A 12,095-nucleotide genomic window follows, 5' to 3' on the forward strand; every position below is an offset into this window, starting at 1 on the left:
GCGCTTATCCACAGGTTAAATCGTTATTTTGATGAAATAAAAAGAGAAAGGATTATAAATTAACCTTTCTCTTTTATATTCATTAAGTATTCTAGCGCTTCATCAAACGTATCGATCGGAATGATCTTCATATCTGTATTGATTTTTTCTCCTGCTTTTATGGCCTCTTTGTAATTAGATGTTGGACTATTGTTTTCATTAGGGGCAAAGAAAATATCCATCCCTGCATGATCAGCAGCAACAATCTTCTGAGAAATTCCTCCGATTGGTCCAACTTCTCCTTCTGTATTAATAGTTCCTGTCCCGGCAATATTATAGCCTTTTGTTAAATCACCTTTAGTTAACTGATTATATATTTCAAGCGACATCATTAATCCGGCAGAAGGACCGCCTATTTCCTCAGTATCGAGTTTTATATCAGGCTCTACGTCTATTTTGCTATCAGTTACCAATGAAATTCCAATCCCAACTTTAGTAGGATCATCTTTAAAAGCTGCAAGCTTTATCTTTCCTTGTTTTTGTTCTTCATCTCTTTCAAAAGTAATGGATATTTCCTCCCCAGCTTTCTTTTGCCCAACATAATCAATAAATTGTTCAGCTGTTTGAAACTCCTTTTTATCTACTTTAAATATACGATCCCCAACCTTAAGAATCTCGGCTGCCGGCATACCTTCGACTATACCGTCTACATAAATCCCGTGGAAAGAATACTCAACTGGCTTATTCGCTTTTTCGTATGCAACAGATATCGCTGCTTCCTGTGAAGCTTCCATCATATGTAATTGTCTTTTGAAATATTCTTCATCTGATTCTTCTTCTCTTTTAATTTCTTCTAGGGGGTGAATATAATAAAAATCATTCAGCTTAGCCCATAAATAAGTAATAGGATTTGCTCTTCCAAACCGGACTGTTGTTAAAGAAAAGCTCCCCTCTTCATCCTTATATCCGTTTTCAACCTCGATAATCGGCTCTAGCTCAGAAGCCATCCCTGGTTGTGTTACATAATAAGGAAGCTTAATAAAGGTCATGATAAGTGCAATCATTGCTAGCAAAATAATGGACCGTATAAATGTCTTACTCTTCACAACAATTTGTCTCCTTCCACTTTGCAATAAGTGTATGTATTTTTTCAACATGTTGCAAGGCTTCCTTCTCACCTATTTCAATTATTTCTTTAATATTTGTAAATGCACGGGAGCTATATTGTTCAACATGTGGACGAATCATTATATCTGAGGCAATTTCCCGATGATGTACCAGCTCATCCTGCATGATATCAAGACTCTGCATGATAACATCAAATATTGACGTAATTTCTTCATTTCTCTTTACATGGGAGACATCAACAGCAATGATAATGTCTGCACCCATATCCTTTACGACTGAAACAGGTACCCGATCTACAACACCTCCATCAACTAATAGTTTACCATTTATTTTTTCAGGAACAAAAATACCAGGAATGGCAATACTTGCTCTGACAGCTTCTGCCACAGGACCATCCTTAAAAATAACCTTACTACCATCATATAAGTCTGTTGCTACAACAGCAACCGGAATGTCTAATTCCGAGAACGTCTTACGATGTGTAAATAAACGGATCAATTCTTTTACTCGATTACCAGCAATAAAGCCCATTTTAGGTACTGTAAAATCTAAATAGTACTTTCTTTTAAAAGCTAATGCAAATTGGTACATTCTTTCTATACTTAAACCAGAAGCATAAAAGCATCCAACAAGCGCCCCCATGCTGCTTCCAGCAATTAAATCAACCTGAATTCCTGCATCTCGTAAAACCTTTAATACCCCCAAATGCGCAAACCCTCTTGCACCACCTGATCCAAGCGCTAGACCAATTTTTGGCTCCTTCGTCAAGGAGATGCCCTCCTTTTGATTGAAGAAAAAGTTCCTTCAAGAAAAATTTTTTATATAAAGTTATGATTAAATAAACGTTTTCATCCAAATTTCATTCACATTTATTTTCTAAATAGGATATACGACATTCTTATGGTCTAAAATATGCACCTATTCTCGTATATTGAATTAAAGAGGTTGTACGAAAATTGAAAATTTACTATCTCGCTTCATACTACCGTACAAATGCATTCAGATGTTTAGGGGGCATCATTTTGAGTCTTTCAAAACTAAAAACTATTTTTATCGCTATTTTTATCGGCGGACTTACGGTCGCCATTATCCTTAATCCCGAACAATCACTTGTTGCTTCAACCCGAGGATTAAAGATTTGGTGGGAGGTTGTGTTCCCATCCTTATTGCCTTTTTTTATTGTATCAGAATTACTGATAGGATTTGGCGTCGTAAAATTTATCGGTGTATTGCTTGAACCGTTAATGAGACCGATTTTTCGTGTACCTGGTGTAGGGGGCTTTGTTTGGGCAATGGGAATGGCCTCAGGGAATCCTGCTGGAGCAAAATTGACAGCTAGAATACGACAAGAGAAGCAAATCTCTTCTATACAAGCAGAACGTTTAGTATCATTTACCAGTTCCTCAAATCCCTTATTTATTTTCGGTGCAGTAGCAGTGGGCTTTTTTGGTGAACCATCACTGGGAATTTTACTTGCCGCTTCCCATTACTTAGGTAATTTATGTGTAGGACTAACGATGAGATTTTATGGAGGATCTGAAAAACAATTGGAGAGAGGAAAAAAATATAGGTTGTTACCTTCAATAAAACTCGCATTTAAAGAACTCCATTTAACAAGGATAAATGAAACTCGTCCTCTAGGAAAAATGCTTGGTGATGCAGTGATCTCATCAATACAAACTTTGCTGATGATCGGTGGTTTTATTATTCTTTTTTCTGTTTTCAATCAGATAATGGCTCTTGTCAATATTACCGATTGGATTGCAGCTGTTTTTTCAGGGATTCTGTCGCTATTACATCTTGCTACAAGTTTAAGTGTGCCTCTTATAACCGGAATTTTTGAAATAACACTTGGAAATCAGCTTGTCAGTGAAGCAACCGCAGATTTATTAGATAAGGTAATGATTGCAAGTTTTATATTAGCCTTTGGCGGGTTATCAATACAGGCACAAGTAGCAAGCATTTTAGCAGATACAGATATACGTTTTCAACCTTTTTTTATCGCCCGTATATTACAGGGAGTCTACTCTTCTGTTATTGCTTACTTTTTATTTAAGCCCTTGTATTTAGATTTAAAGGCTGAAAACCCAAATTCACTACCGGTCTTTCTGATGGAGCATAGTCCTGATTGGGCAAAAGATTACTGGGAATTAACAATCCATCTTGGACCACTTGTCACTATTATTTCATTGTTTGTTTATATTTACTTATACGGAAAGCGAAATGTATTTACGAAGACGACATAATTCCCTAAAACCAATGGCGCCTGGAATTAGAAACCAATATTAATAAAAACTCTACAATTTCTTATCTTAAAAAAGATCAGGACATCTGACATCCTAGAAAAATAAGACGTAAAGAATTTTTGTTTTCCATTCTTAAGTGGCTTAACTTGCGGAGCTAGGAGCTGGAGTTGAAAATCAATAATAAACTAAAAGGATGGCAGCTGCATCCGTTGCTCTGGAGCTGGCAGCTGCACGTTTACCAAAAGTAGTAAAATGTTTACATTTATCAAGAAGAACAAAAAGGTGAGGAGCTCCTCACCTTTATTTGTTAAACTTACTTTTTAATGCCTTTTCAACGGCTTCAGGCACTAACTCCGCTATATTCCCTTTATACTTTGCAACCTCTTTTACTATGCTGGAACTTAAAAATGAATATTGATTATTTGTCATCATAAAAAAAGTTTCAATTTGATCGTCAAGCACCCTGTTCATAGAGGTAATTTGCATCTCATATTCAAAATCCGATACTGCACGAAGACCTCTTAAAATGGATTTTGCTTGTTTTTCACGAGCATAATCGATGAGCAGTCCTTTATATGACTCAACAAAAACATTTGGGAGGTCCTTTGTTACTTCCCTAATTAATTCACAACGCTCTTCCACCGAAAATAAGGGCTGTTTTGAGGAGTTGTTTAATACACATACATAAACTTGATCAAATACCTTTGCACCTCTTTTAATAATATCTAAATGTCCGTATGTAATCGGATCGAAGCTACCTGGACAAACTGCTATGCTTTCCATCATTTATTCCTCCCCTAAACGACTCTTAGATCCGTAAATGGATATTTTCGTCATACCGTAAGTTTCATTTTTTATTAGAGAAAATTGAGCAATCCCCTCAGGTAATTGTACATCTGCGGCATGTTCAGTAATAATAAATCCCTTTTCCTGCAATAAAAGATTTTCTCCAATCGAACTGATAAGCGCTTTCAATTTTTGTTGCTTATACGGTGGATCTAAAAAAATCAATTCAAATCGTAGCTCACGCTTTATAATTGCTTTTAATGCCCGCTCTGCATCATTACGATAAACTTCAGCAGCTTCTTCAGCATGACATGCCTCAAGATTTTTATGTATAGTTTGTATAGCTTTATGCTCACGATCTACGAAAATGCAGCGCTCAATGCCGCGGCTAATCGCCTCAATACCCAAGCCTCCGCTTCCTGCAAACAAATCTAAGGCCATTCCTCCGTCAAAATAAGGACCTACCATATTGAAAATGGCTTCCTTTACCTTATCTGTTGTAGGCCTTGTCGTAACACCGGGAACTGCTTTCAATGGCCTGCCTTTATATTGACCTGATACTACTCTCATTTCTTTCACCACTACTTTTTTTAGTAAACATCCTAAAATAGAAAAACTTTACTATGTTAAAATATATCCAAGCTATATCCTACCATACGCCGTCAATATGTTACAACATGTAACCTCTACGAATAGAATAAGAAAAATTTTAACATTTATGTATATGGAAAAACCAATTGGTGATAATGAATAGTAACAACATCGATTCGTTGATGTTGTTGCCAACCGCGGAGAAGACTTACGTTTCCCCATAAGTTCTTCCTCCGGTTTCTCCTCTCCCTTTGCCTTCAGCCTTTTATTTAAAAGGTATTGAAGGACCCTGCAGAGAATATCTGCAGGGTTTTTTTTATCTATGCTCTATTTAGCATGCCTTTTGATTTCCAATAGTAGCTCCCTAACTTTAGACGATGGTCCATATGCACAAACACAGTGCTATGGGGTTTATTACGTCTCCCTTGTTCCATGCACCCTTAGGAGTCGTTTCATCCACTCTGATAGCACTATTCATAGTGAAAAAATAAACAATAAACTCTAACTAAGCTTACATTTAATAGTTATTTCTATCTCATTTCTTCTCATTTTATTCTCTTCATGATATAGTAATATGTCGACCTTAAATTATAGAATTTTACTTATTAGGGGGAGGTACAATGATTCAACGATTTATAGAAATTGGTGAAGGCTACTCAGATATTTATGAACTTATTGAAAATGCAAAAGCCAACAAACATCGTGTATCGAAATTGATTGCCTTACATACAAAATTGAATGAACGTGAGGTTTCTTCCTTAGTAGTGGTCATGCAGCCTACTGATCCGGGGAAATTTCAAGCACTCTATATGTGCAGGGAAGGAATTCCAAATCCAAAGTTCACACAAAATAAACGATATGAGCTGTTTGAAGAGCTTGCTTCCTTTTTAAATAAAGACATTATTCAAATCACAGTTAAACCATCTACAATGTTTAATGAACATGCCCTGTACTATCAATATTTAATTGGCATCCTGAGATTGAATCATTATATTCCACCATTACAATAGTATCATTATGATTAACATAGTGCCTATTCTACAAAGACCCTTAATATAGCCGGAAAATAAAAAAGCAGATCATTGGATAGTCAATGGTCTGCTTTTTTACAAAAAATCCAGTTCACGGATTATAAACCAATCTTATAATCATATTCCTTTGCCTTATCCACCTTGGATTCATATTCTAATTTTAAGTAAGGCTTATAAGAAGGCTCTGCATGTTTAACGAACGAATAGGATGTAAGCTTTTGTACATTTTGCTCCAGCATTTCCATATTACAATACAGAACTACATATTTAAGCCGTTTTGAAACATAATGGACATTTCCGAATTTTCTAAGCATCTTTATATGCTTTAATGAGTGAAGCCAAACAACGATACCTTGTCGCTTTTCAAACATAATGATTCTCCCTTATTGATAAGAAAAACGCTTGCGTTTTTCAATGATGTAGGAAGTCTGTGGCCAGACTCAGTGAAAAAAGACGAAATAATTTATAATAAATCAATCATAAAAAGTCTAGCAAAAATTTTAACTTCTCACAATATTTCACAAAAAAAAATTAAAAAAACTGAATATACCAAAAAATAAGAGGTTGCCTCTAAAGGGTTTGACCCCATCCAATAAACACCAATACAAGGAATTTTTTGTCCTATTTGTGTTTTGGAGTCTAACCCTATGGTTTGAGACAACCTCTTAAGATACCTTACAACCGCAGCCTCCGCCTGAGCCGCAACCACCGCCGCAGCTTGAACCTGTATCAAAAAACGGATTTCCGGTTGGAACTTTAATATGTTCAGAAACGGCTTGACCAACTTGAACACTTATTTCATCAAGTAAAGCTTGCAATTCATTTTCAGCCTTTTTAAAATTAGCTACACTCTCATTTAAATCGAGCTCTCTTTTTATATCTCTCATTTCCTTTGATATCTTACGATAATCTGGATGATATTTACCAAAACGCTGGACATCTTCATATATATCCTTTGTTTTTGCAAATTTAGAAATAAGCTGTTGCGCGTTCTTATCATTTTTTAATCTATAATAACTGCTTCGATAAGCTTCAGCCTGTTCAGATTGAAGCACCAATTTAGCAAGCTGATCGGCATGATCGAGCAGTAACATGCTTTCCATAGTAGCAAACATAGAGTATTTGCACCTCCGTCATTTATTTTACCATGTTTGCTGGAAAATGAAAAACATCTGCTTTTGCTTTTTACTATTGGATGTTCACTTCCAATGTTTTTTTCAGGTTATAACTTGAGGAATCATTATGTACAACCTCGACTGTCATAACATGATTTCCTGGTTCTAATCCCTTAACAACGAAGGCTGCTGTGTTCATATCATCAACTTTTTTACCATCTACATATACACTTAGATGACCTTCGCCAGCTACTTTATTTCCGCCTGTTTTTTTAAATTTAAAGTTTGGAATATAGCATTCCACATAAACAGACCGATTTCTCACATGATGTTTTATCATGAAAGACGATTCCCTGTTTTGGCTTACAACTTCTATAACATCCTTTGATGCCTCTGCAACTTGAATTGGAATTATATTCAAGGAACCTTCTGGTCTTGGCTTGTGTTCAATACATCCTGACAAACAAATAATTATTACTAAAAGAGCTAATAATCCCTTCATTGTTTCGCCTCCTTTTTTGTATTGTTTACCTTAAAGAATAAATTCATGAGTCATTATTATCTATATAGTAAGACTTCCATCTTTCTCGAGGTACAGGATGTAAAAGTGCTGACTTTGCCAATGGAAGTGGCGAGTCAGTCTTCTACATTGATGGTAAGCGGACTTATCATTCTTAAACCATTACATCTTTAAATATGGCCTGACTTGGATAACAATCCCTCGTGGCATTTTTACAGGCAGTTTACTCCACTTACCTTGTTAGATTCACTTTTACTTTTTAAGCTTAAATTTGGTATTAGTGCCCCGTTAAAACGGGATAATGAAAAAAACGACTTGTCAAAAGTCGTTTAATCTTGTTGCCTCATAGAATGAAACATTGCAATCATCATGGAGGCCATCTGTACTGAATTTGAAAATTGTTGAACTTTGTGGGGGATTGTTTTTTGATAATAGTTCATCATATTTAGTTCCAATGACTCTAAATCAGTGGGATTTCTTGAAAGTTTTCGAAACCAGATTGGTTGCTCTCTTAAAAAATTCTGCCGTTCTTTATTTGCTCGAATATGTTCTTGTACTTCTTTTCTCATATAACCACTCCTACAGCCGTCACAATTGGTTATTAATCCTTTCTGAAAGAAAAGGGATGTTGGTTACCACTTGATGAACTCTGTCTTGAACCTTTGGATAATCCAAAGGTATCAAACAATCCTTGTATTGTTGATATCGTATTGCTCATATTTGATATATGATGATTAACTGTATTGATATCCATATTTTTTACCGCTGCAATCACTTGAGACATAATGTCGGTTTTTTTTTCTGCAGTTGCAGTTGTTTCCTCTTCACTTTTACCATCACGGTATTGCTTCCAAACTTCATCATTTTCACCTAGTAAGTACCAATCCTCAAACACTTCCTGCCATTCTTTGTTTCCTTTTCTTACTTCTTGTACTAGCTTTGGATGCAGTTTAACAAATTCCTTAAATTGTTGAACAGATTGATGTGTTTTTTTTGATGCCATTATCCTCACCTCATTGCATTTACCTATCATATCTTATCGAAAAAGAAACATGAACGTTCGCCCATTTTTTCTGATTTGATATTTTCTTATTCGCCTTCCAAGAGTAAAAAAATGGATCAACCTTTTTTCAAAATGATTCTTACATTTTTGAGTAAGGCGCTAAATTTACTGTTTAATTTTCCTGTTGACGCTTCATTTAAGCGGGTGATCAGCGTGCCTCCTCAGCTCTTCTTGTCTCTCCCCTGTCCCGTTTTTCCCCTTAGCGTTTCGTCTATCCGTTCAAACAACTTACTTCACAATATACAATTTTAGGAACATAACCTTAAAACAAAGAAGTTTTAATATAAGGCAACTATATTACTTCGAAGTCAAAATTAATAATTGCTACTACATAGAATATTTTGGTAAAATATCACTAGCAAAAGGAGAGGGTTAGCCATGACAAAAGAAGAGCTTTTACAAATGACGAAAGAGATCTTACAAGTGGGAGATGATGAGAATCTATATGTCCTTCAACTTTTACTCAGCGGGTTAAAGAGGAAACAATATCATGAAAAGGGCTCTTATATCGGTGCACTCCTTCACGCGGAAGGTGAATTTAAAGATAATCATTTCACCATAAAAATCCCAAATACTCCGATTATCCAAAATTCCTTACAAATTGTCCATGGCGGTATTACTGCCACTCTGCTGGATTCAGCAATGGGCGGGCTTGTCCATCACGTGTTACCTCCAGACAAAACTGCTGTAACAACAGAAATAAAAATAAATTATGTAGCCCCTGGTGTTGGAAAAGAATTAACATGCACAACCAATATTATTCATAAAGGAAATAAAACTGTTGTGACAGAAGGGAAAGTTTTTCGAGACGATGGAACACTTATAGCACATAGTACTGCAAGCTTTTTTATCATTAACCGGAGTTAATTTAAAAATAGAGTTTAAATTTACATATTGAGACTGTTAAAAAACGAAAGGGTCAGATCCCCATGCCTAATATATGATACCTAAAAAGTCATATATTAGTTATTGGAAAGATCAGACCCTTTTTAATTACCTTACTGTTCCCACTTTTTTATAAAGTTTTGCGTGTAATACAAACCATCTACACCCACACCTAAATGGGTAAATTCTTCATTTAACAATGTTTCACGGTGTCCCTTGCTGTTCAGCCAGCCCTCAGAAGCTGCAATTCCATCTACATATTGTGCAGCAATATTTTCTCCCGCCATTTCATATTTCACATCTAGATCTGCAAGCCGATCAACTAATGTCCCTTCGGTAGGAGATTCATGTGAGAAATAATCATTAACCTTCATATCCTGACTGTGTAAAAATGCTACCTCTGAAGTCGGATCGTCCCACTTAACAGACGGGACATCATGACGGGCACGAATTACATTAGTTATTGACAAAATTTGTTGTTCTGCACCATCCTCTATTTTTCCCCATTTTTCTTCACCAATTTCATTTGCTTCAATAAGTTCTCCGCGATATGTTACTTCATATGAACGCTGCTTAATGAATGTTTCGGCATCCACTACTCGTATACTTGATAGAGTTCCATCAAACTTATCAATATATAATTGTACATAAACATCTTCAAGCTTAACTGTAGGCCTGGTGTTCATGTCTTCCTCTGAAAATTCAAATCGATAAGAATTACCATCATAATCCAATGAAATACTAGGAGAAACTGGTGCAATTTTAAATACCTCTTGGACAGGTTGTCCAATTTTGAATGGATCTGCATTTACCTCACTACCGATTGCATATACAGTCACAACCCGCTGACCTAATATCCCGATCTGCATGTATTGATTATCAGATTCTTGGTAAATCCACCAATCATAATCATACGCAGAAGGGTCAATTCGATCTGGTTCTCCAAAAAGAGCTGTGATTTCTTCTGAAGATTTATTCATTAACGACAATATTCCCTCATCAGGCAGCTTAGCAGTTTTATCTTTTTTCTCAGACTCTTCCTTTAATAATTCTTCATTTGAAATTTGAACATTTTCTTCCTCATGCTGTTCAGATGGAGTATATTGTCCAAAATATATAAATAGGGTGTAACTTAAAAAGATGATTAAAAAAATGACGGCCGTTCGGATCAAAATACGCAGTTTAATCCCCTCCTTTACTGCTCTGCTTTCTATCATTATATGAAACGTGACTATTGATATACTTGTTATTTGTTGTGTACGTGTTAATGCTATTGTTCCCGACCAAATAGTCTGTTAAACGTAGTATAGTATATGTTTACGTTTTTTCCTAATATAATGAATTAGAAACCTTCTTCATCTAAATTCGTCTTCTTATTATATTATACTAAATATTAGTTGATCTGGTGGACAAAAAATAGACACCTGCCAAAAAGGTGTCTACTTACTATAAGCATGTGACAATAACCTTTATTACCTTCCGATAAACATCTGTGTCCAATAATGGCCATATGAACCGCCTTTTGCATATCCAACACCTATTTCAGTTACATCACGTTTTAATATATTGGCACGATGTCCCGGACTCTGCATCCACGCTTTTACTACTGCCTCAGGAGTTGTCTGCCCAGCAGCAATATTTTCTGCTGCTGTTCTGTAAGAGATCCCAAAGTTTTTCATCATCGTAAATGGTGACCCATATGTAGGTGAAGTATGACTAAAGTAATTTCGGTCTCTCATATCAACAGACTTATAGCGAGCAACACGAGATAACTCCCAATTGCCTCTTAATGCCGGCAATCCAGCCTTTTGCCTCTCAGCATTTGTAAGTGAAATAACTTGTTGTTCAATTGATTTCGTTCCACTTATTTGTGGAATGTTCACCTTTTGACCTGGGTAAATTAAATTTGGATTTTTAAACTGTGGATTGGCACTTATAATTTCCGATAAGCCAACCTGATAACGCTGTGCAATAAGCCATAGAGTATCCCCGCTTTTAACAGTATGAGTAGTCGTTTGGCCTAAAGCGTTTTGCGGGAAAGAAAATAGCCCAATTAATAAAAAAATCATCACAAAACCTTGTATTGTTTTAGTCATTTGTACACCCTCCTTCAACGAATAGTTTTACCCATAAAGGAAGTTTTAACTCTATAAAAATAAGCCTCGCCATTTTAAGTTATTAACTTTACATTGCAAGTTGCATTCATTCATAATATTATTAAAAAAGATGCATGGTTCTTTATGGTGCATTTTTTGTTATGCGTTTACACAATGTAAGTATAGTAAAGGATTAAACTAAGAAAACAATATTTTCACTTTAACTTTTTAAGATAATTAAGCTATAATATATTATGGTGAAAAGGCTTTAGGAGGGACATACATATGAGAATGGAAGGTACAGGTATTGAAGGTGTAACACTCGATTTATCTCGTCTAACTGAAATAATGGAAGATCATGGTCTTGTATTAGCTGGTCAATGGGATTATGAGCGTGTTACATATGATCGTAAAATTGAAACAAAAGGGGAAATTTATTATCTTCGTATTCAAGGCTACGCTGTAGAGGGTGATGTAGGCGGCCGTCATGCAGTCATTAAATTAATAACTCCGCTTTTAGGTAAATATTATTACCCACACGGTGTTGAGTATGGCGAAGGCGAAAACTTCCCTGAAAGTGTTGTTAGCACTAGCAAAACTGTATTAAAGCAAGTTTCTGAGGCATTACAAAAAGTTCAATAATTGCAAAATAAAA

At 35.6% G+C, this 12,095-nt stretch carries 15 protein-coding genes; 4 read left to right on the forward strand and 11 right to left on the reverse strand.

Annotation, left to right across the window (positions count from 1 at the left end; translation table 11 throughout):
* Positions 1 to 59: 59 nt before the first annotated feature.
* A complete protein-coding gene (locus WQ54_RS01490) occupies positions 60 to 1,085 on the reverse strand; it encodes a SepM family pheromone-processing serine protease (protein WP_269431543.1) in 1,026 nt (341 codons plus the stop codon).
* Positions 1,075 to 1,875, reverse strand: coding sequence for a patatin-like phospholipase family protein (locus WQ54_RS01495; RefSeq protein ID WP_046511078.1), 801 nt, complete (start codon positions 1,873 to 1,875; stop codon positions 1,075 to 1,077). The genes WQ54_RS01490 and WQ54_RS01495 overlap by 11 nt, the downstream gene beginning before the upstream one ends.
* A gap of 254 nt (positions 1,876 to 2,129) precedes the next feature.
* Here WQ54_RS01495 and ylbJ point away from each other — a divergent pair, with 254 nt between their 5' ends.
* The gene (gene ylbJ, locus WQ54_RS01500) at positions 2,130 to 3,353 is read left to right on the forward strand and encodes a sporulation integral membrane protein YlbJ (protein WP_046511081.1); all 1,224 of its coding nucleotides are present in this window, start codon (positions 2,130 to 2,132) and stop codon (positions 3,351 to 3,353) included.
* Positions 3,354 to 3,653: 300 nt separating this feature from the next.
* Here the strand turns inward: ylbJ and coaD are convergent, their stop codons facing one another.
* Together coaD and rsmD are read right to left on the reverse strand one after the other, a co-directional pair.
* A complete protein-coding gene (gene coaD, locus WQ54_RS01505) occupies positions 3,654 to 4,136 on the reverse strand; it encodes a pantetheine-phosphate adenylyltransferase (protein WP_046511672.1) in 483 nt (160 codons plus the stop codon).
* 3 nt (positions 4,137 to 4,139) lie between these two features.
* Positions 4,140 to 4,709, reverse strand: a complete 570-nt coding sequence (rsmD, locus tag WQ54_RS01510) for a 16S rRNA (guanine(966)-N(2))-methyltransferase RsmD (RefSeq protein ID WP_046511084.1) — start codon at positions 4,707 to 4,709, stop codon at positions 4,140 to 4,142.
* A 641-nt stretch (positions 4,710 to 5,350) separates the two neighbouring features.
* On the opposite strand from rsmD, the gene WQ54_RS01515 reads away from it, so the two are divergent.
* Entirely contained in the window at positions 5,351 to 5,740 is a 390-nt protein-coding gene (locus tag WQ54_RS01515) for a hypothetical protein (RefSeq protein WP_046511086.1), read from the forward strand.
* Positions 5,741 to 5,859: 119 nt separating this feature from the next.
* Here WQ54_RS01515 and WQ54_RS01520 read toward each other — a convergent pair whose 3' ends face one another.
* The 5 genes from WQ54_RS01520 to WQ54_RS01540 all read right to left on the reverse strand — a co-directional run bounded on the left by WQ54_RS01520 (position 5,860) and on the right by WQ54_RS01540 (position 8,399).
* A complete protein-coding gene (locus tag WQ54_RS01520; RefSeq protein WP_046511089.1) occupies positions 5,860 to 6,132 on the reverse strand; it encodes a YlbG family protein in 273 nt (90 codons plus the stop codon).
* Positions 6,133 to 6,426: 294 nt separating this feature from the next.
* The gene (locus tag WQ54_RS01525) at positions 6,427 to 6,876 is read right to left on the reverse strand and encodes a YlbF family regulator (protein ID WP_046511092.1); all 450 of its coding nucleotides are present in this window, start codon (positions 6,874 to 6,876) and stop codon (positions 6,427 to 6,429) included.
* 73 nt (positions 6,877 to 6,949) lie between these two features.
* A complete protein-coding gene (locus WQ54_RS01530) occupies positions 6,950 to 7,378 on the reverse strand; it encodes a hypothetical protein (protein ID WP_052737614.1) in 429 nt (142 codons plus the stop codon).
* Between the two features lie 347 nt (positions 7,379 to 7,725).
* On the reverse strand, positions 7,726 to 7,965 hold the full coding sequence (locus WQ54_RS01535; protein WP_046511096.1) for a YlbE-like family protein: 240 nt from the start codon (positions 7,963 to 7,965) through the stop codon (positions 7,726 to 7,728).
* A 32-nt stretch (positions 7,966 to 7,997) separates the two neighbouring features.
* Positions 7,998 to 8,399, reverse strand: coding sequence for a YlbD family protein (locus WQ54_RS01540; RefSeq protein ID WP_046511098.1), 402 nt, complete (start codon positions 8,397 to 8,399; stop codon positions 7,998 to 8,000).
* A 438-nt stretch (positions 8,400 to 8,837) separates the two neighbouring features.
* Between WQ54_RS01540 and WQ54_RS01545 the strand changes: the two genes are divergently transcribed.
* Positions 8,838 to 9,326, forward strand: a complete 489-nt coding sequence (locus WQ54_RS01545; protein ID WP_046511101.1) for a PaaI family thioesterase — start codon at positions 8,838 to 8,840, stop codon at positions 9,324 to 9,326.
* A 131-nt stretch (positions 9,327 to 9,457) separates the two neighbouring features.
* Here the strand turns inward: WQ54_RS01545 and WQ54_RS01550 are convergent, their stop codons facing one another.
* Both WQ54_RS01550 and safA read right to left on the reverse strand, forming a co-directional pair.
* Positions 9,458 to 10,525 (reverse strand): CAP domain-containing protein, encoded by a 1,068-nt coding sequence (locus WQ54_RS01550; protein ID WP_046511678.1) that lies wholly within the window; start codon positions 10,523 to 10,525, stop codon positions 9,458 to 9,460.
* Between the two features lie 291 nt (positions 10,526 to 10,816).
* On the reverse strand, positions 10,817 to 11,440 hold the full coding sequence (gene safA / locus WQ54_RS01555) for a SafA/ExsA family spore coat assembly protein (protein WP_046511105.1): 624 nt from the start codon (positions 11,438 to 11,440) through the stop codon (positions 10,817 to 10,819).
* A 285-nt stretch (positions 11,441 to 11,725) separates the two neighbouring features.
* Between safA and WQ54_RS01560 the strand changes: the two genes are divergently transcribed.
* Entirely contained in the window at positions 11,726 to 12,082 is a 357-nt protein-coding gene (locus tag WQ54_RS01560; protein ID WP_046511109.1) for a YugN family protein, read from the forward strand.
* Positions 12,083 to 12,095: the final 13 nt, after the last annotated feature.

The organism is Bacillus sp. SA1-12, from assembly GCF_000981385.1.
Classification (GTDB): Bacteria; Bacillota; Bacilli; order Bacillales; family Bacillaceae; genus Metabacillus.

Excerpts from the sequence above, each read along its gene's own strand:
- coaD (WP_046511672.1), bottom strand. The coding sequence starts at position 4,136 with ATGGAAAGCATAGCAGTTTGTCCAGGTAGCTTCGATCCGATTACATAC.
- rsmD (WP_046511084.1), bottom strand. The coding sequence starts at position 4,709 with ATGAGAGTAGTATCAGGTCAATATAAAGGCAGGCCATTGAAAGCAGTT.
- WQ54_RS01515 (WP_046511086.1), top strand. The coding sequence starts at position 5,351 with ATGATTCAACGATTTATAGAAATTGGTGAAGGCTACTCAGATATTTAT.
- WQ54_RS01520 (WP_046511089.1), bottom strand. The coding sequence starts at position 6,132 with ATGTTTGAAAAGCGACAAGGTATCGTTGTTTGGCTTCACTCATTAAAG.
- WQ54_RS01525 (WP_046511092.1), bottom strand. The coding sequence starts at position 6,876 with ATGTTTGCTACTATGGAAAGCATGTTACTGCTCGATCATGCCGATCAG.
- WQ54_RS01530 (WP_052737614.1), bottom strand. The coding sequence starts at position 7,378 with ATGAAGGGATTATTAGCTCTTTTAGTAATAATTATTTGTTTGTCAGGA.
- WQ54_RS01535 (WP_046511096.1), bottom strand. The coding sequence starts at position 7,965 with ATGAGAAAAGAAGTACAAGAACATATTCGAGCAAATAAAGAACGGCAG.
- WQ54_RS01540 (WP_046511098.1), bottom strand. The coding sequence starts at position 8,399 with ATGGCATCAAAAAAAACACATCAATCTGTTCAACAATTTAAGGAATTT.
- WQ54_RS01545 (WP_046511101.1), top strand. The coding sequence starts at position 8,838 with ATGACAAAAGAAGAGCTTTTACAAATGACGAAAGAGATCTTACAAGTG.
- safA (WP_046511105.1), bottom strand. The coding sequence starts at position 11,440 with ATGACTAAAACAATACAAGGTTTTGTGATGATTTTTTTATTAATTGGG.
- WQ54_RS01560 (WP_046511109.1), top strand. The coding sequence starts at position 11,726 with ATGAGAATGGAAGGTACAGGTATTGAAGGTGTAACACTCGATTTATCT.